Genomic DNA, 18,004 nt, shown 5'->3' on the forward strand with positions numbered 1-18,004 from the left:
CTGGCTACCCCGCGTAGAGCAGCAGCAGACCGGCGATGGTGTACGCGACCATCAGCGCCAGCAGCGGGAGTTGACCGGCCACCGCCCGAGCCCGGGGGAACAGGTACAGGGCCCGGTCGTGGGCGAGCAGCGTGCCGACCAGGTGTCCCAGGATGATGACGGTGATCTGGAGGGTGGCCACCCCGGAGGGCGTGACCAGCCCGGTGTGCGGCTCCCAGTCGGCGGTGCCGAGCCAGTTGGCGCCGGTGCCCAGCGGATCGGAGAGCAGCGCGACGGTGCGTTGGCCTTCCAGGATCAGCAGCGAGTAGTAGTGCGCCACCACGTAGCCCACCGCGATCGGCACGATCGAGTGGGCGATCTCGCCCGGCACCGCTCGGGCGTCGGCCGGGTCGGCCCGGCCGACGCGGGCCGCGGCCGCGGTGGCGAGCAGGTACGCCACCGCGACGGCGGCGCTGACCAGGACCAGTCCACCGGTGCCGGTGATCGCCGGGTGCAGGCCGTTCTCCTGGCCGAAGCGCAGCCAGCCCGGCGCGTTGGAGAGGCTGTCGTACATTGTCGAGCCGAGCAGCACGACCACCACGGCGACAAGTCCGGGGCGGGGCCGCAGCCCGGCGATCCCGTCGAGCGGGTTGCGCCAGACCAGCACGCCGTCCGCGGCACGGCCGATCGGGGCGAGCTGACCGACCAGGGCGCTGTACGCCTCGAACGGGTCGGCGCGGTCGAACCAGCCGGCCCCGAACAGCGCCGCCCCGACCAGCATGACCACCGCGTACGTGGCGAGCCAGGCGGTGATGACCGGCAGGGTGGCCCGGTCGGGTGCGACAAGCTCCAGCCAGACGAACCCGAACAGTGTGGCGGCGGCCGGCCACAGGCCCACACCCGACGGCAGCTCACGAACCCCACGCTCCGGGTCGCGGCGCAACGCCAGCGCGGCGAGGAGGTGCACGGTACGCAGCGGGTTGAGCGCCCGCCAGACCGGGCCGAGCAGCAGTGACAGGGGCGCCAGCCCCACCCAGAGCAGCACGTAGAGCGCGCCGGCCGTCGGGTTGTCCGGGGTGTCCGGCCCGCCCAGCAGACCCAGGCAGAACCAGGCGGCGGCGAGCAGGCCGAGCCCGCGCAGCGTCCACCGGAACGTGGGCGCGTCGACGAGCCGGGCGAGCCAGCGGGCCAGCGGGCGTCCACCTGCCGCGTCCCGGTCGAGTCGGGGTTCACGCCAGAGCAGGCCCAGCGCGAGGAACGTGACGACGAGGGTCAGGGCGGCGGCGACGACGAGCTGCGGCAGTGTGATCGGCAGGTCCTGGCGGCCGCCGACGCCGTGCGCCAGCACCGTTGCGGGGGTGGTCATCTCGTTCAGCGGACGACGAGTTGGAACAGCACCAGCTCGGTCTCGTGCGTCTCCACCTCGAACAGACCGGTCTTGTCGGCCCGGAACTCCACCGATCCGGGCGTGCCGGCCGGCAGTCGAGCGCCCCGGTCGTAGCCGTGCACGTGTAGCTCGTCCGACACGTCCGAGGTGACGGTGATCCGGACCAGCTGTCCCTTGGCCACGGTGACCCGTCCGGTCGGCGGACTGATCCGCCGCTTCGCGATCGTCACGACGATCTCGCGGTCCGCCGCCGGTGCGCTGGGGGTGGGGCTGGCCGTCGGGCTCGGCGCGGTGGTGGCGGCGCTCGGCGGGGCGGCGGACGTGGCCGGCGCGGAGGGGGTGGCCACGGAGGGGTCGTCGTCGTGCCCACAACCAGCGGCGAGCAGGGCGGTGAGGACGCTTGCGGCGAGGGCGACAGAGGTGCGGGTGGCGGGGGTACGGAGGAACACGGGCGGACTCCGAACGACGCGAGGGGACGGGTGTCGAGTGATCGTCGGGGAGGAGAACTCTACGTCTTGTTCGGCGGAGGGGAAATGACCATGATGAACGGATGCGATCGAGGTTGGTCACTGCGCGTAACGCCCTGAGCCGTACGGCGGCGGCGTTGGCCGCGGTGCTTGTGGTGTCGCTGCTGCTGCCCGCCGCTCCGGCGTCCGCGCACGGGCAGTTGGCGACCTCCACCCCGTTGACCGGCACCGTCGTGCGCGAGCCGCTTACCCGGTTGGCCCTGTACTTCACCGAGAAGCCGGCCGCCAACGCGCACTTCGCCGTCAGCGGGCCGAACGGCTCGCGCGTGGACAATGGCTGGTCCTTAGGCGAGCCCAAGCGACTGGACAAGCCGGTCACCGAATACTTCATGGTCAACGGTGTGTTCGAGCCCCGGCTCTACCACGAGGGTTTCCCGGCCATGGTGAGCGTCGCGCACTGGCCGGCGAAGGGTCGCTACACCGCGAGCTACCTGTCCGTCGCCTCGGACGGTGAGGCGGTGCGCGGCACCGTCACCTTCGACTACCAAGGTCCCAGTACGCCGGCGCCGGCCGGTTGGGTGGCGCCCACGGCGGGGCCGGACGCGGCACTGCTCGCCCAGGCCGAGGGCGAGGGGTCGGCGAGCCCCGGGGCGACCGGCGGCCCGGCGGACGCGACCGGCGCCCCGGCGAGCGATCCGGCCGGCGCCGCCGACGAGCAACGGGACGGCGGGTTCCCGTCCTGGCTGGTCCCCGCACTGATCGTCGTCACGGTCGCCGTGCTCGTGCTGGTGGCGGCCCGCCGTCGACCCGCCACACGCGGTGCCACCACGCCGAGGCGTCGGCCCGCCGGCAAGGGCGGCACCCCGACCCGCAAGCCCGCCACCCCGACCCGCGGACCCGGCAATCGGTCCGGCGGCCGGGCCCGACGCGGACGGCGATAGGCCAGCCGGCCAGTGGCGGGCGGTCTGGGGCGCGGGGCAGGCCGGCTGTGGGCCGGCGGCCCGCCTTGTCGAAGGCCGGTGGCCCGCCCGCCGGCGCCGCCCCAGGCACCCGGGCGGATCCGACATTCGTCGCGTAGCAGCGCGAACTTTCGCACGGACATGAGGAACTTTTGATGTATCGACGCGAAGCCATGGACAGTTCTATCGAAGCACCTTAATGTCTCGACCCATCAACCCGGTGTTTCCGCACTGTCACTCGTCGGCGTCGAGGACGTTACGGAGCCGGGCCCGACGGCCATCCTCACCGCTGCCTCGCACCGGCCGTCGGACACTCCACTGCCTCCTGGAGGAACGATGGGCCCACGCCCGCAACGCCGACTCCCCCATCCCGTCCTGGGTGCGCTCGCACTCGTCCTCACCACCGGTCTCTGGGCCGCTCCGGCCAGCGCCGCCCCCGCACAGGAACCGGGTGTCACGCTGCGCGTCTTCGACGTGCAGGTGCCGCTCTCCGAACTCTGCACCCTCAAGCCGGCGCAGACCCCCAACGTGGACAAGCTCATGTCCACGATCAACTGGACCTCGGCGTCCGACTTCGGCTTCGAGGACAACTTCGTCTCGCAGGTGCTCGGCAACATCACCACCACCCAGGCCGGCAGCTACACGTTCCGGCTCAGCAGCGACGACGGATCCAAGCTGGCCATCGACAACACGGTCGTGATCAACCATGACGGCCTGCACGGCGCGACCCCGCCGAAGGAGGGCACCGTCGCCCTCACCGCCGGCCTGCACCCGCTGCGCATCGACCACTTCGAGCGTGGGGGCGGGCAGCAGATCACCCTGGAATGGAAGACACCCGGCTCGTCGTCCTTCGTGGTCGTACCCAACTCGGCCCTGAGCACCGACGCCGGCGTGGTCCGGGTGACCGCGCCGGGCCGCAAGGAGTGCGAGGGCATCGCCGACACCCCCGGCGACGGCCTGCCGCTGACCGGCGTGCACCCCGGCTACACGCTCACCAACCTGCGGCCCAGCGGCTTCCAGCCGAAGGTCACCGGGATGGACTGGCTGGCCGACGGCCGGCTGGTCATCTCGACCTGGGGCGGCACCGACCAGTCCGGCACCTCCCAGGACGGTGAGGTCTGGATCCTCGGCAACACCGGCGGCGCGACCACTCCGGGCGCCGTCACCACCAAGAAGATCGCCAGTGGGCTGAAGGAGCCGCAGGGGCTCAAGGTCGTCGACGGGGTGGTCTACGTCTCGGAGAAGCAGCGGCTGACCCGGCTGGTCAACACCGGCGGCGACGAGGTGGCCGAGCGGCTGGACACCGTCGCCACCTGGCCGTACGGCGGCAACTTCCACGAGTTCGCGTTCGGGCTGCTCTACCAGGACGGGTTCTTCTACCTGAACCTGTCGGTGTCGATCAACTCCGGCGGCGCCACCACGAACCCGCAGCCCGCCGCCAACCGGGGCACCACCCTCAAGGTCAACAAGGACACCGGCGCGGTCAGCTACGTCGCCGGCGGCCTGCGTACGCCGCACGGCATCGGGTGGGGCCCGGAGGGCGGCATCTTCGTCACCGACAACCAGGGCGGCTGGCTGCCCTCGTCGAAGCTGCTGCACGTCAAGCAGGGCCGATTCTTCAACCACTACACGAACCCGGCCGGCCCCTTCGACACCGCCCAGGTGACGTCTCCGGTGCTCTGGATGCCGCAGAACGAGATCGCCAACTCGCCCAGCACGCCGTTCTACCTGACCAGCGGCCGCTACGCGGGCCAGTTCGTCATCGGCGACGTGACGTACGGCGGCCTTCAGCGGGCCAATGTGGAGAAGGTCAACGGCGAGTACCAGGGCGCGCTGTTCCGGCTCACCCAGGGCCTGGAGGCGGGCGTCTCGGAGGTCAACGTCGGCCCGGACGGCGCGATCTACGTCGGCGGGCTCGGCGCGGGCGGCAACTGGGGGCAGACCGGCAAGCTGTCGTACGGCCTGCAGAAGCTCACCCCGACCAGCACCACCACGTTCGAGATGCTCGCCATGCGGGCCACCACCACCGGTTTCGAGGTGGAGTACACCCAGCCCGTCTCGACGGAGACCGCCGCCGAGCTGGCCGCACGTTACAAGATCAAGCAGTGGCGGTACGTGGCGACGTCGAACTACGGCGGGCCGAAGATCGACGAGGAGACGCTCACCGTCACCTCGGCCACCCTCTCCTCGGACGGGAAGAAGGTGAGCCTCACGGTGCCCGGTCGCAAGGCCGGCCGGGTGGTGCACCTGCGCTCGCCGCGCCCGTTCACCTCCACCAGCGGTCAGTCACTGTGGAGCACCGAGGCGTGGTACACGCTGAACTCCATCCCGGGTAGTCCTCCGCCGCCGACCGGCGGCACCATCACCGGCGCCGGCGGCAAGTGCCTGGACGTCGACAACTCCGGCCTGGCCGACGGCACCAAGATCCAGCTCTACACCTGCAACGGCACCGCGGCGCAGTCCTGGACACGTGTCGACGACACGTACCGGGTGCTCGGCAAGTGCCTGGACGTGGACAACGCCGGCACCGCGAACGGAACGAAGGTCCAGCTCTGGACCTGCAACGGCACCGGCGCGCAGGTCTGGCAGCCGCAGTCCGACGGGTCGATCCGCAATCCGCAGTCGGGCAAGATCCTGGAGGCCGCCGGCGGCAGCACCGCCAACGGCACCCAGATCCAGCTCGGCACGTACTCGGGCGGCGCACACCAGAAGTGGGTCGTCGGTAGCGGGGTAACCGGCTGACCTCGGCGAGGGCGTGGCCCGACCGACGGGTCGGGTCACGCCCCGGACGCCCCCGCCCGGAACCGGACCGACGCTCAGCGGAACAGGACCGGCCGGTTCACCCGGGCGCCGACCAGCCGACCCCGGACGTTGATGTCCTCGATCACGTCGGTCTCCAGCACGCCCCGCGTGGTCAGGTCGATCAGCACCCCGTCGCGCCAGAGGAACGGCCGCCACTGCGCGGTGGTGGTGCTCTCGCCCACCACGTCGCCCCGGTCGTTGATCGCGGTGGCCCGGCTCCAACCGCCGCCGAGCGTACCCAGGTCGGTGAGCGTCCCGTTCTGCCAGCGGAAGGCCCGCCCGTTGGCCGCGCCCACCACCTGGCCCCGGTTGTTGATCCCGATCGCCTCGCTGCCGATCTGGGTGAGCACACCCCTGTGCAACAAGCCGCCGACGCAGGTGCACGGAGAGTCCCGCGGCGGCACGTTCCACCCGCCCACCACGTCACCGGCGTTGTTGACGTCGGCGGTGTACTCGTAGAAGTACTGCAGACCCAGGTCGGTGACGGAGCCGTTCCGCCACAGGACCCGGTGCGACATCTCGGCTGCGGGATCACTGGTGCCGAGCACCTGTCCCCGGTCGTTGACGCCGATCGCCACGCTGTTCTCCCCGCCCAGGGTGCCCAGGTCGACGAGGTGACCGTTGCGCCAGAGCACGGCGCGGGTCAGGTAGTCGGCGCCGAACGAGGTGATCGCCACGTCGCCGAACTCGTTGACGTCCACGGCCTCGGAATCCGTGTCGCCCGGCAGGACGCCGAGGTCGGTGATGACGCCGTGCCGCCACAGCACGGCGTGCCGGGCGCCGCTCGCGACGGTGCTCCAGCCGACGATGTCGCCGCGGTCGTTCATCGCCGTCGCGGCGCCGTCGCCTCCGCTCAGGGTGCCGAGGTCGACGACCCGGTAGGTGCGCGGGGAGGCGGCGGCGGGAGCGGGGGCGACGGTGGTCAGGGCGACGACTGTCGTCGTCGCGATGGTCAACAGGGAACGCGGGGACACCACGGACGTCAAGGGGACGCTCCTCGCATCGGAGCAGCGCATGACCGGCGTGGGAAGCGGCCGGGCAACACCACTGCGCGTTCGATTGGTCACGCACAGTAGAGCTGGCGTCGCCCCCGGCACGCCAGGGACCGAACGGTCATCGATACCTGGGCGTCCGGCGGTACCCCCGCGTCGGTCAGGGGCCGTGCGGCAGTGGCTGCGCCAACGCCCGCAGCTCCGACGGGAGTTGGGCCAGGGCATCCTCGAACTCCCGGTGCCCGACCACCCGGTGCATCGTCTGCAGGACGGCGCGGGTACCCCGCTCGGCGGCGGGCCTGTCGATCCCCGCGCGGTCGGCCACCCGGCGCAGGAACTCGTCGGAGCCGAACGCCTCGGGCGGCTCCGCGGCCTTGACCAGCAGCGGGCTCAACTCCTCGGCCAGGTGCGGGGCCAACGCGCCCGCCTCACCGCCGCTGAGGCGCTCGGTGAGGGTCCGCAGGACAGCCTCGGTCAGCGCGTACGCCTGCTCCGGCGGAATGCCCGCCCGCGCCGCGACCTTGTCGACGAACCTCAGCTCGGCCATGCCCCCGCCCTTCGCTCCGGAAAGGCGTGCCTACCCGGGCCCACCGGTAGCAAACCCGCCCACCGGCCCGGACGGCCACCACGGGCACGCTCCGGTCGCGCGCCCGGCCGTTCTGTTCGTTGCTCCGCGCGGCGCCGCCCGCTTCTCGTACGGTGAGGTCGGACCGGGAACCCGACGGCTGCCCGACGGCGGCCCGTGTCGCAGGAGGAGCAGATGGCGGTGGACCTGCCCGACGTGATCGACAGGTACTTCCGGGCCGTCAACGACCGGGACCTCGATGCCTTCGTCGCCTGCTTCGCGGACACCGCGAGCGTCGCCGACGAGGACCGGCTCTACGACGGTCGGGCCTCGATCCGCGCCTGGCGGCAGAAGACGATGGATGCCTACTCGTACACGGCCGAGCCGGTCGGTGTCACCCCGCAGGCCGGCGATTCGTACCTGGTCCGCACCCGGGTGTCCGGCGACTTCCCCGGCAGTCCGATCGACCTGCGCTACCGGTTCACCCTGCGCGACGACCTGGTCGGCGCGCTGGACATCCGCCCCTAGCAGCCGCCCACCCGCCCGGAGGAGACCACGTGCCGCGAGTCTGGCTCATCACCGGTTGTTCCCGGGGTCTCGGTCGGGCGCTCGCCGAGGCCGTGCTGGCCGACGGCGACCACCTGGTCGCCACCGCCCGCAACCCGGCCCAGCTCGACGCCCTGAGCGACAGGTACGGCGAGCGGGTCCGGACGGTGGCTCTCGACGTCACCGACCCCGCCGCCGCGCACACCGTCGCCCGCACCACCGTGGACACGTTCGGCAGCCTCGACATCCTCGTCAACAACGCCGGGTACGCCGACGTCGCCGCGATCGAGGACATGCCGGAGGACAACCTCCGGGCCCAGATCGAGGCCAACTTCTACGGGGTGGTCAATCTCTCCCGCGCGGCCCTGCCGGCGATGCGCGCCCAGGGGCGCGGGCACATCCTCCAGATCTCCAGCGTCGGCAGCCGGGTCGCCAGCACCGGGCTGGGCGCGTACCAGTCCGCCAAGTGGGCGGTCAGCGGCTTCTCCGGGGTGCTCGCCAAGGAGGTCGAGGGTTTCGGGATCCGGGTCACAAGCGTCGAGCCGGGCGCGTTGCGGACCGACTGGGCCGGCTCGTCGATGAGCATGCTGCCGATCAGCGACCCGTACCGGTTGGTCATCGATCCGGCCGTGCAGCGGCTGCGCCAGGCCAGCGGCAACCAGCCGGGCGACCCGGCCCGCGCCGCCCAGGCGATCATCCAGATCACCCGGGTCGACGACCCGCCCCTGCGGCTGCTGCTCGGCGCCGATGCCGTGGCGGGCGCCTCGGCCGCCGCCGAGGCCCTGGCCGCGTCCGACGCGCGCTGGCGCGAGCTGAGCGAGTCCATCGCCTTCGACCCGGCCCCCTGAACGACCCGGCTCCCCCGACCGACCGAGGCGGCCTCCCTGACCGACCCGGCCCCGGCCGACGCGGCCACCGGACGGAGGTGTGGCCGGCATGACCGCGCGTCGCCGGATCGGCCTCCGAACGGGTGGCACAGCCACCGGGCCAACAGGTGACATGATGTGGCGACAACCAGCTGTCGCTAGGAGAAGGGTTGCTGCTGCCCGATGGCGCACTTCGCGGCTCGCACGTTCCCCACACCCGGGCCTGTCGTGGTGACGCTCGCCGGCAACCCGCGGATGGCGGGCTGATGCCGGCCGAGCGACCGGAGGCCGTGGCCGACCAGAGCGTCCCCGCCCATCTCGCGGACACCATGTCGTACCGGGTCGCGACGGACGTACGAGCGCTGCGCGCGTTCGTCAGCGTCGGGGCGCTGACCCGGGGCCTGCCGCCCGATCGGGTGGAGCTGCTGACCCTCGCGGTCAGCGAGCTGGCCACCAACACGTTGCAGCACACCACCGGCGGCGGCTGGGTCCGGCTCTGGGCCGAGTCGGGTCAGCTGTTCTGCGACGTCGTCGACCGGGGGCCGACCCGGGCGTTGGGCCGGCGCATGCCGGCCGCCGACGCGATACGGGGTCGAGGGCTGGCGATCGTGGAGCAGATCTGCGACGAGGTCGCCGTGCTCACCAGCCCCGGCGAGACAGTCGTACGGATTCGCCTGAGCCTGTGACCGCCACTGGCGATCCACCCGCCGCGGGCCCCGCCGGCTGCCACAATGCGGACAGCCCGGGCCGACGGTGACACCGGGCCGACACCGATCGGGAGGACGCCACGATGCCGGACAGCGCACGCGAGGCAGAGCTGCTCGATGCCGAGCGGACCCTGCAGGCCGCCCAGCGGGCCGGCGACGTGACCGCCCTCGACCAACTGCTCGTCGACCAGCTCATCGCCATCGGCCCGGACGGCCGGACGCACACCAAGCAGGATGACCTGGCCGCCCACCGGGACCGCCGTTCGGTGGTGGAGGAGTTGGTCGAGGAGGAGTTGGACCTGCTCGTCGTCGGCAAGACCGGGGTGACGTTCTTCCTGGGCCGGGTGGCCGGGGTGTACGAGGGGGCGGCGTTCGCGGCGCGCCTGCGCTACACCCGGACCTGGGTCCACGACGACCCGCACGGCTGGCGGGTCCTCGCCGCACACATCAGCCCCGTCTGACCCGGCTCAAATGTCGTCGTCGGTGTCGAGCAGGCCCTGCTCGTCGAGGAACGCGAACCACCTGTCGTCGCCGGGGGTCAGCTCGGCGTAACCCGGGCCGAGCAGGTAGTAGTCCACGAAGGAGCCGAGGTCGGGGGCGAGTTCCTCGAACGCGTCGGCCATGAACCACTCGGTGCCGTTGGGTGGGAAATACCAGATGGCGCCCGTGCCGCGGTCCATGAAGATCGGCTCGTCGCTGCGGGTGCCGATCACCAGCCAGCCCGCCCGGTCCTCGGGGATCGACGAGAAGTCCGGCGCGTAGTCGAGGTGGTACTGGATCCCCGTGAGGGTCGCCGTGGACGCCAGCTCGACCCGACCGGCGCGCAGCCCGTCGGCGACCAGCAGCAGGTCCCGCAGGTCGTCCGGCACACCCACCGGGACGGCGTCGATGGCGGCGCCCTCGCCGAACTCGGCGAACGCCACGCTCGCCGGCTGGTCGGCCAGGTCCACCCGCAGCTCCTCGATGAGCTGCCGCAGCTCGGGGATCAATCCACCACCTCTGTTCGCCTCAGGTCCGTCCGGTCGGCCCGGATCTGCCCTCAGCTCCGCGAACCGGTGCGCGTGTTGGTTCTACCACGCATCGGCGTACGGCGACGTCACCTCGCCGAATCGGCAAGCCTGGCCGCCACCACGAGGTCGTTGAGCGCAGCCGCCCCGGCAGTTGGCGCGGGCGACTGCGCCTGGTCGAGCCGTGCCGTCAGCTCACCACGGCGTCGATCGGCCCGACGCGCAGGGTCCCGTCGGTGAGTGGCGTGCAGCGGATGCCGCCGGTGGTGCGTAACGCCTTCCAGGCCCCCGGGCCGACGGTGACGTCCATCCAGGCACACGGCCGGGCCGCCCGGTTGACCCGCAGGCTGACCGGGCCGTCGCCGGAATCCAGGACCAGCACCCTGCCGATCAGCTCGTCCACCGCGATCCCGGTGGTGAGGATGTTGCGCCGCACCTCGGCCAGGCCGATGCCGACCGGCAGTGACTCCTGGGCGATGACCGTGACGCTGGCGTCGCGGTGCGCCTGCTGGCCGAAGTAGCGGTCGCCGACGATGCCGAGGTGGGCCCGGATCCGGACGGCGTCGACAAGCTCACCGGGTGGGGCCGGCGCCGGGCCGTCGGCGGGCCGGCCCAGGAAGCGGTGCACGGGCGAGGCCAGCAACTCGATGATCTCCGGCATGGCACGGATTCTACGAACCGGAGGGCACTCGCCGGGCCAGGTCGGCGGAGCGCGCGCGAGGCTCAGACCGCCAGGGCCGCCCGGACCTCCCGTTCCGCCGTGACACCCCCGTCGCCGTGCGAGGTGACCCGGCCGGACTCCAGCACGTGATAGCGATTCGCCACCCGCAACGCGAAGCCCAGGTGCTGCTCGACGAGCAGCACGCTGAACCCGGACTGCCGGGTCAACTCGACGATCCGTTCCTGGATCTCGGCGACCACCGACGGCTGGATGCCCTCGGTCGGCTCGTCGAGCATCAGCAACCGCGGCCGGGTGATCAACGCCCGGGCGATGGCCAGTTGCTGGCGCTGACCGCCGGAGAGCAACCCGGCGCACCGCCGCAGCAACGGGCGCAACGCCGGGAAGAGGTCCAGCACCTCGGCGGTGGCCACCGCGCCGTCGCGGCGGCCGTCGGCGACGAGCCGCAGATTCTCCGCGGCGGTCAGGTGCGGAAAGCTCTGCTGGCCCTGTGGGACGTACGCCATGCCCCGCGCCACCCGCTCGTGCGGCCCGAGACGGGTGACGTTCTCGCCGTCCAACTCGACGGTGCCGGCGCTCGGGCGCAGCAGCCCGGCCGCGACCCGCAGCAGGGTGCTCTTGCCGGCGCCGTTGTGCCCGAGCACGGCGGCCACCCCGTCGGGCGGGACGGCGAGGTCCACCCCGTGCAGCACCCGCGAGCGCCCGTACCCGGCGTGCACCCCACGCAGCGTCAGCATCATGCCTCCCGAACTGTGGAGCCTGCCCCGGCGTCGACCGGGTGGCCAAGGTAGACCTCCTGGACGCGCGGGTCCGCCTGGACCTGCGCCACGGTGCCCTCGCTGAGCACCCGACCGGCGTGCAACACGGTGACGGTGCGCGCGAACCGGCGCAGGAAGTCCATGTCGTGCTCGATCACCACCACCGTGCGGTCCCGGCTCACCGTCTCCAGCAGGGCGCCGGTGGCGTCGCGTTCCTCGTGGCTCATCCCGGCGACCGGCTCGTCGAGCAGCAGCAGCCGGACGTCCTGCACCAGCAGCATGCCGATCTCCAGCCACTGTTTCTGGCCGTGCGCGAGCGTCCCGGCGAGGTGCCCGGCGCGCCCGGTCAGCCCGATGGTCTCCAGGGCCGCGGCCACCTCGTCGGGAATGAAGCGCCGACGACGGGCCAGGGTCGCCCAGCCGCGGCGGGCGCCCGCCGCGATGTCGAGGTTCTGCAACACCGACAGCTCCTCGAAGACCGTCGAGGTCTGGAACGTGCGCCCGATGCCCAACCGGCTGATCCGGTGCACCGGGCGGCCCAGCAGCTCGTGCTCGCCGAAGCGGACCGAACCGGTGGCCCGGACCAGGCCGGTGATCGCGTCGACGAGTGTGGTCTTGCCGGCACCGTTCGGCCCGATCAGGAACCGGATGTCACCGGCGGGCACCTCCAACGAGACACCGTCGACGGCGGTGAACCCGTCGAAGCTGACCCGCACGTCACGGACGGACAACCCGTCCAGCCGCTCCTCGCTCATGCCGCCGGCACCTCCGCCCGCTCGGCGCGTCGCCGAGTCGTTGGTAACCACAGACGTCGACGCGCTGCCACGCCGTCCTCCCGGCGGCGGGCCAGCGCCCACAGCGACGCCAGGCCACCGGGAAGGAACGCCACCACCACCACGAAGAGCAGACCCTGCAGGTACGTCCAGGTGCCGGGAAAACGCTCCGACAGGGCGGTACGCGCCCAGGCCACCGCCACCGCGCCGAGCACCGGACCGAGCAGGGTGGCCCGGCCGCCCACCGCGACCCCGATGACGAACTCGATCGACGGGACGATGCCGATCAACGCGGGCGAGATGATGCCCACCGCCGGCACGAACAGCGCCCCGGCCAGCCCCGCCATGCCCGCCGCCACGACGTACGCGACGAGCTTGACCGATGCCGGGTCGTAGCCGAGGAAGCGGACCCGCTCCTCGCCGTCGCGGACCGCCACCAGCAGCTCCCCGTAGCGGCTCTGGATGAGTTGGCGGGTCAGCGCGAGCAACGCCAGCAGCGTGGCGGCGATGATGAAGTAGACCATCCGCTGGTTGACCGGGTCGTCCAGGTCGTAGCCGAAGAAGCCCTTGATGTCGGTCAGCCCGTTGGTGCCTCCGGTGGTGCCCTGCTGCCCGATCAGCAGGATCACCATGGCCGCCGCGAGCGCCTGGCTGAGGATGGCGAAGTACGCGCCCCGGACGCGGCGACGGAACACCAGCGAGCCGAGCCCGAAGGCGACAGCCATCGGCAGCAGCACCGTCGCGGGCAGCGCGAACCACGGGCTGGCGAACGGCCGCCACCACAGTGGCAGTTCGTCGAGCTGCCCGTACAGCTGCATGAAGTCGGGCATCCCACCGGGACCCGCGTCGGCGAGCTTGAGGTGCATGGCCATCGCGTAGCCGCCGAGGCCGAAGAAGACGCCCTGGCCGAGGGTCAGCATCCCGCCCCGGCCCCAGGCGATCCCGATGCCGACCGCCACCATGGCGACGCAGAGATACTTGGCGAGCAGCGCCAGCCGGAAGTCCGACAGCGCCAGCGGCGCCACGGCGAACAGCAGTGCCGCGCCGAACGCGAAGCCGGCGGCGGTCCGGAGCCGGGTACGACCGCCGGTGCGGGCCGGAGGTGCGGGGCTGGTGGGCGCCGGTCCGGTGGCGGCGCCGGGGGGCGCGGGGGTGACGGCGGTCATGCGAGGCTCCTGGTCCGCAGGGTGAACAGGCCCTGTGGCCGCCACTGAAGGAACGCGACGATCGCCACGAACACGATCACCTTGGCGACGCTGAGGGTGGTCAGGTACTCCCCGGTGGCCTGGAGCACGCCGAGGGCGAAGGCGACGATCACGCTGCCCTTGAGCTGGCCGATCCCGCCGACCACGACGACCAGGAAGGCGTCGATGATCAGGTTGGTGCCCATGGTCGGGCCGATCGGGCCGAGCAGGGTCAGCGCCACCCCGGCCAACCCGGCCAGGCCGGAGCCGACGAAGAAGGTGGTCCGGTCGACCCGGGCGGTCGGGATGCCGGACACCGCGGCGAGGTCGCGGTTCTGCACCACCGCGCGGATCCGGCGCCCCAGCGGGGTGAGCCGCAGCGCCAGGGTGAGCGCCGCGACGGCGGCCAACGCCAGGGCCAGGATGAACAGCCGGTTGTTGGCGATGGTCAGCCCGCCGGGCAGCGCCACGTTGCCGGTCAACAGTTCCGGGGCGCGGGTCTGCACGTTCGGGCTGCCGAACACGTCGCGGGCCAACTGTTGCAGCATCAGCGACACCCCCCAGGTGACCAGCAGGGTGTCCAACGGTCGGGCGTAGAGCCGGCGGATGAGCAGCATCTCCAGCAGGACGCCCATCGTGCCGGCGACCACGAACGCCACCGGCAGCGCGACCACAAGTGACAGGCCGGCCCCGGTGATGCTCTGTTGCAGGACGTATGTGGTGTACGCGCCGGCCATGATGAACTCACCGTGCGCCATGTTGATCACGTTCATCTGGCCGAAGGTCAGCGCGAGGCCGAGAGCGATGAGCAGCAGCACCGCGCCGATGCTGATGCCGGTGAAGAGTTGACCGAAGAGGACTGTCACGGTGGGTACTCCGTACTGCTGGTCGGGGGGCCCGGGCAGACCGCGCGGCAACGCGCTCCGCCCGGGCCGGCATCGTCAGCTCAGGCCACTCGCCCAGGGGTAGGTCTTGAGGTACGGGTCCGGCTGCACCGGCTTGCCGGAGTTCCACACCTCGCTGATCAGGCCGTCCGCGCCGATCTTGCCGATTCGGGCGGTCTTGGCGATGTGCTGGGTCGGGCCGTCGACAGTGACCATGCCCTCCGGCGCGTCGAGGGTGATCCCCCCGGATGCGGTGCGGACCTTCTCCACGTCGAAGGCGCCGGCCTTCTCGACCATCGCCTTCCACAGGTGCACCGCCACGTACGCGGCCTCCATCGGGTCGCTCGTCGGCTTGTCCGCCCCGAACTTGGCCTTGTACGCGGCCACGAACTTCGAGTTCGCCGCCCCCGGGGTGGTCTGGTAGTAGTTCCAGGCGGTCAGCTGGCCCTCCAGGTACTGGGTGCCGATCCCCTTGACCTCCTCCTCGGCGATCGACACCGACACCACGGGCATCGCCGCGGCGGTCAGCCCGGCCGACTTGTACTCCTTGAAGAAGGCCACATTGCTGTCACCGTTGAGGGTGTTGAACACGGCGTCGGCCCCGGCCGACTTGACCTTGTTGACGATCGTGCCGAACTCGGTGGACCCGAGCGGCGCGTAGTCCTCGCCGGACACGGTCATCCCGTTGGCGGCCGCGTAGGCCTTGATGATTTTGTTGGCGGTACGGGGAAAGACGTAGTCACTGCCGACCAGATAGACCGATTTCGCGCCCTGCGCCTTGAGATAGTCGAGCCCGGGAACGATCTGCTGGTTTGTCGTCGCACCGGTGTAGAAGATGTAGGGCGACTGTTCCAGACCCTCGTACTGCACGGGATAGAACAGCAGCGCCTTGTTCTTCTCGAACACCGGCTTGACCGCCTTGCGGCTGGCCGACGTCCAGCAGCCGAAGACGGCCGCGACCCGGTCCTCGGAGATGAGCTTCTCCGCCTTCTCGGCGAAGGTGGGCCAGTCCGAGGCGCCGTCCTCGCCGACGGGCTGGATCTTCTTACCGAGGACGCCGCCGGCCGCGTTGATCTCCTCGACGGCGAGCATGATGGAGTCGCGGACGGTGACCTCGCTGATCGCCATGGTGCCGGAGAGCGAGTTGAGCAGGCCGACCTTGACGGTGTCGCCGGAGACGTCGGCGGCGACGCCTGCCGCACTTGTCTTGTCGGTGGTCTTGCTGCCGCACGCGGTCAACGCTGCCGCGGCGACCAGGGTCATGGCACCCGCCAGGATGCGGCGGCCCCGGAATAATGACATCAATTCTCCCCTGCGGTGCACTCACGTGGCGAATGGACGGTCGGTGCGGTCCGGTGGATCTCAGGTGGGCGATGCCGGGGTCGACGGGTGGACGTCACCGGGGCACCGCAGCGGATGCGGGCAGGGAAAGCGTCGACCGGCATCATTGCGATCGTGTTTCCCGGCCCTTAATTGAGTGTTTCCCGCCAACCGCGCGGCACGGTCGCCAAAAAGATGGCCGACACCGTCGGGGAAAGACGGTGTCGGCCGCTGGAATGCTCGGGAAAATTGCCAGCACAATGGTCGGCGAATGATGTCGCCGATCGTGGACACACATTGGTGGCAGCTGCCCGCAGAGGGCAGATCCTTCACGCAGGAAGTATCTTAGGGCCGCGTCGGGTACGGCTGTCAAGGGTTGCGTCGACCCGGCCGCCGGTCAGAGCTGGGCGAGCACCGTGAAGTCGAGCCCGTCGGCCTCGGCGAGGTAGATGCGCTGACGCACGTGCCGCCGGCGCAACCGCAACCGCCCGCGCGGCCCGTGGTACGCGACGGTGTCGGCGGCCGTCTCGATGGCGCGCACGTCGAGGGTGCGGGCCTGGCCGATCAGCGCGGCCAGCAGCATCACACCCTCGTAACAGGACTCCCCCAGGCTGCCCAGCGGCGGCGCCTCGATCCCGAACCGACGGGCGAACTCGCCGTGGAAGTCGAGGTTCTCCTGGGTCACCAGCCCGGCGAAGAAACCCGCGGTGCTGTACAGCCGGCGGGTCGCGCCGGCACCGCTGGCCAGCAGCATGTTCTCGTCCATCAGGGTGCTCAGCCGCAGACAGCGCTGGTCCAGCCCGGAGCGGGCGAACGCCCGGTTGAACCGCACCGCGTCCGCACCCACGAGCAGCATCAGCACCGCGTCGGCGTCGCTGTGCTCGATGCGGCGCAGCACCTCGTCGAACCGGTGCGCGTCCAACGGCAGGAAGTGCTGGCCCACCACCTGTCCACCGCTGCGCAGCGCGTACGACTGGGCGGCGCGCGCGGTACGCCGCGGCCACACGTAGTCGTTGCCGACCACGAACCAGCGACGCGCCCCCTGCTCGCCGGCGAGCAGCCGCATCGCGGGCCACAGCTGGGCGTCCGGCGTCTCGCTGGTCAGGAAGACCCCTTCGGTACGCTCACCGCCCTCGTAGAGTGCGGTGTAGACGTACGGCACCCGGTGCGCGACGCGCGGTGCCAACGCCTGGCGCACCGAGGAGATGTGCCACCCCGTCACCCCCTGCACGGCCCCCACCGACACCAACGCCTCGACCTCGGCAGCCACCTCGGCCGGCGGTGCGCCACCGTCGACGAACACCAGCCGCACTTCCCGACCCAGCACCCCGCCACACCTGTTGATCTCCTCGACCGCGAGTTGCGCACACAGCTCGCAGGTGGGGCCGAACATGCCGGCCGGCCCGCGCATCGGATAGACCAGGGCGATGCTGACCACGGCACGGTCGACGGTCAGCCACGGCGGTGCCGGCGCGGACATGTGCACATGATTGCCCGGTCCACGACGGAAGGCCAGAGCTCACCACGGACCGGGACGACTCGGTAGCATGACAGGGCCACCGGACCAGGGAGTTTCATGTCAGACGTGCCCGGGGCGCCAGCGGACCTGCTGCGCTCGCTCACCCGCGCCGAGCGGCTGCTCTCCCGCCGACTGGGCGCCGTCCTGGCCGACGACGCGCTGACCATCGAGGCGTGGCGGGTGCTCTGCCTGCTCGCCGACGGCCAGGGCCACCCGATGACAGAGGTTTCCGCCGAGGCGTCACTGCCTCCCGGCACCCTCACCAAGCTTGTCGACCAGCTTGTCGACCGTAACCTCGTCTTCCGCCGGATCGATCCGATCGACCGCCGGCGGATCCGCGCCTACCTCACGGCCCGCGGCCGACGCGAGCACGACCGCCTCGACCAGCGGGTCCGCGCCAGCCTCGCCGAGCTGGGCATCACCCAGGCCGCCGAGCCGGATGGGGCGCCGGCCGGCGACCTGGTCGGCGCGCTCGACGACCTGATCAGCCGCCTCGACCCGGCCCGCCACCGCCACCGCGACCACGCCAACGCCGGCCGGGCCGGCAGCCCGCACCGCTGACCCTCCCCGTCCAGCTCTCGGCCGCCGACACCGCCCGGCGCCCGACAGT

The 18,004-nt window shown here is 71.6% G+C and carries 19 protein-coding genes; 7 read left to right on the forward strand and 12 right to left on the reverse strand.

From position 1 onward, the window contains the following. Positions 1-4 precede the first annotated feature (4 nt). Both ACPXBU_RS20440 and ACPXBU_RS20445 read right to left on the reverse strand, forming a co-directional pair. Complete coding sequence (locus tag ACPXBU_RS20440; protein ID WP_425759205.1) at positions 5-1,345, reverse strand: hypothetical protein; 1,341 nt, start codon at positions 1,343-1,345, stop codon at positions 5-7. A 5-nt stretch (positions 1,346-1,350) separates the two neighbouring features. Next, positions 1,351-1,815 carry a hypothetical protein gene (locus tag ACPXBU_RS20445; RefSeq protein ID WP_425759206.1) on the reverse strand — a complete coding sequence of 155 codons (465 nt, stop codon included), beginning with the start codon at positions 1,813-1,815 and terminating at the stop codon, positions 1,351-1,353. Positions 1,816-1,916: 101 nt separating this feature from the next. Here ACPXBU_RS20445 and ACPXBU_RS20450 point away from each other — a divergent pair, with 101 nt between their 5' ends. Further along, the gene (locus ACPXBU_RS20450) at positions 1,917-2,774 is read left to right on the forward strand and encodes a copper resistance CopC family protein (RefSeq protein ID WP_425759207.1); all 858 of its coding nucleotides are present in this window, start codon (positions 1,917-1,919) and stop codon (positions 2,772-2,774) included. Positions 2,775-3,128: 354 nt separating this feature from the next. Beyond that, positions 3,129-5,534 (forward strand): ricin-type beta-trefoil lectin domain protein, encoded by a 2,406-nt coding sequence (locus ACPXBU_RS20455; protein WP_393371260.1) that lies wholly within the window; start codon positions 3,129-3,131, stop codon positions 5,532-5,534. A gap of 74 nt (positions 5,535-5,608) precedes the next feature. Here ACPXBU_RS20455 and ACPXBU_RS20460 read toward each other — a convergent pair whose 3' ends face one another. Together ACPXBU_RS20460 and ACPXBU_RS20465 are read right to left on the reverse strand one after the other, a co-directional pair. After that, on the reverse strand, positions 5,609-6,571 hold the full coding sequence (locus tag ACPXBU_RS20460; RefSeq protein ID WP_425759264.1) for a hypothetical protein: 963 nt from the start codon (positions 6,569-6,571) through the stop codon (positions 5,609-5,611). Between the two features lie 175 nt (positions 6,572-6,746). Continuing rightward, positions 6,747-7,133 carry a DUF2267 domain-containing protein gene (locus ACPXBU_RS20465; protein ID WP_425759208.1) on the reverse strand — a complete coding sequence of 129 codons (387 nt, stop codon included), beginning with the start codon at positions 7,131-7,133 and terminating at the stop codon, positions 6,747-6,749. A gap of 213 nt (positions 7,134-7,346) precedes the next feature. Between ACPXBU_RS20465 and ACPXBU_RS20470 the strand changes: the two genes are divergently transcribed. The 4 genes from ACPXBU_RS20470 (at position 7,347) to ACPXBU_RS20485 (ending at position 9,731) form a co-directional block, all read left to right on the forward strand. Then, the gene (locus ACPXBU_RS20470) at positions 7,347-7,679 is read left to right on the forward strand and encodes a nuclear transport factor 2 family protein (RefSeq protein WP_425759209.1); all 333 of its coding nucleotides are present in this window, start codon (positions 7,347-7,349) and stop codon (positions 7,677-7,679) included. A gap of 29 nt (positions 7,680-7,708) precedes the next feature. After that, complete coding sequence (locus ACPXBU_RS20475) at positions 7,709-8,545, forward strand: oxidoreductase (protein WP_425759210.1); 837 nt, start codon at positions 7,709-7,711, stop codon at positions 8,543-8,545. A 284-nt stretch (positions 8,546-8,829) separates the two neighbouring features. Further along, positions 8,830-9,249, forward strand: a complete 420-nt coding sequence (locus ACPXBU_RS20480; protein WP_425759211.1) for an ATP-binding protein — start codon at positions 8,830-8,832, stop codon at positions 9,247-9,249. Between the two features lie 104 nt (positions 9,250-9,353). Next, complete coding sequence (locus ACPXBU_RS20485; protein WP_425759212.1) at positions 9,354-9,731, forward strand: nuclear transport factor 2 family protein; 378 nt, start codon at positions 9,354-9,356, stop codon at positions 9,729-9,731. Between the two features lie 6 nt (positions 9,732-9,737). Here the strand turns inward: ACPXBU_RS20485 and ACPXBU_RS20490 are convergent, their stop codons facing one another. The 8 genes from ACPXBU_RS20490 to ACPXBU_RS20525 all read right to left on the reverse strand — a co-directional run bounded on the left by ACPXBU_RS20490 (position 9,738) and on the right by ACPXBU_RS20525 (position 17,355). After that, positions 9,738-10,259, reverse strand: coding sequence for an SUKH-4 family immunity protein (locus ACPXBU_RS20490; RefSeq protein WP_393371273.1), 522 nt, complete (start codon positions 10,257-10,259; stop codon positions 9,738-9,740). Positions 10,260-10,467: 208 nt separating this feature from the next. Next, the gene (locus ACPXBU_RS20495; RefSeq protein ID WP_425759213.1) at positions 10,468-10,938 is read right to left on the reverse strand and encodes a molybdenum cofactor biosysynthesis protein; all 471 of its coding nucleotides are present in this window, start codon (positions 10,936-10,938) and stop codon (positions 10,468-10,470) included. 62 nt (positions 10,939-11,000) lie between these two features. Further along, positions 11,001-11,693, reverse strand: coding sequence for an urea ABC transporter ATP-binding subunit UrtE (gene urtE / locus ACPXBU_RS20500; protein WP_425759214.1), 693 nt, complete (start codon positions 11,691-11,693; stop codon positions 11,001-11,003). Continuing rightward, entirely contained in the window at positions 11,693-12,469 is a 777-nt protein-coding gene (urtD, locus tag ACPXBU_RS20505; RefSeq protein ID WP_425759215.1) for an urea ABC transporter ATP-binding protein UrtD, read from the reverse strand. Before urtD ends, urtE begins: the two co-directional genes overlap by 1 nt. After that, positions 12,466-13,653, reverse strand: coding sequence for an urea ABC transporter permease subunit UrtC (urtC, locus tag ACPXBU_RS20510; RefSeq protein WP_393371284.1), 1,188 nt, complete (start codon positions 13,651-13,653; stop codon positions 12,466-12,468). Before urtC ends, urtD begins: the two co-directional genes overlap by 4 nt. Next, a complete protein-coding gene (gene urtB / locus ACPXBU_RS20515; protein ID WP_357253273.1) occupies positions 13,650-14,537 on the reverse strand; it encodes an urea ABC transporter permease subunit UrtB in 888 nt (295 codons plus the stop codon). The genes urtC and urtB overlap by 4 nt, the downstream gene beginning before the upstream one ends. A 75-nt stretch (positions 14,538-14,612) precedes the next feature. Further along, positions 14,613-15,857 carry an urea ABC transporter substrate-binding protein gene (gene urtA / locus ACPXBU_RS20520; RefSeq protein ID WP_393371287.1) on the reverse strand — a complete coding sequence of 415 codons (1,245 nt, stop codon included), beginning with the start codon at positions 15,855-15,857 and terminating at the stop codon, positions 14,613-14,615. 415 nt (positions 15,858-16,272) lie between these two features. Further along, the gene (locus ACPXBU_RS20525) at positions 16,273-17,355 is read right to left on the reverse strand and encodes a substrate-binding domain-containing protein (RefSeq protein WP_393371289.1); all 1,083 of its coding nucleotides are present in this window, start codon (positions 17,353-17,355) and stop codon (positions 16,273-16,275) included. A 96-nt stretch (positions 17,356-17,451) separates the two neighbouring features. Here ACPXBU_RS20525 and ACPXBU_RS20530 point away from each other — a divergent pair, with 96 nt between their 5' ends. After that, positions 17,452-17,955: a MarR family winged helix-turn-helix transcriptional regulator gene (locus ACPXBU_RS20530; protein WP_425759216.1), complete on the forward strand. Its 504-nt coding sequence runs from the start codon at positions 17,452-17,454 to the stop codon at positions 17,953-17,955. The last annotated feature ends 49 nt before the right edge of the window (positions 17,956-18,004 follow it).

The organism is Micromonospora sp. DT231, from assembly GCF_049847025.1.
Taxonomy (GTDB): Bacteria; Actinomycetota; Actinomycetes; order Mycobacteriales; family Micromonosporaceae; genus Micromonospora.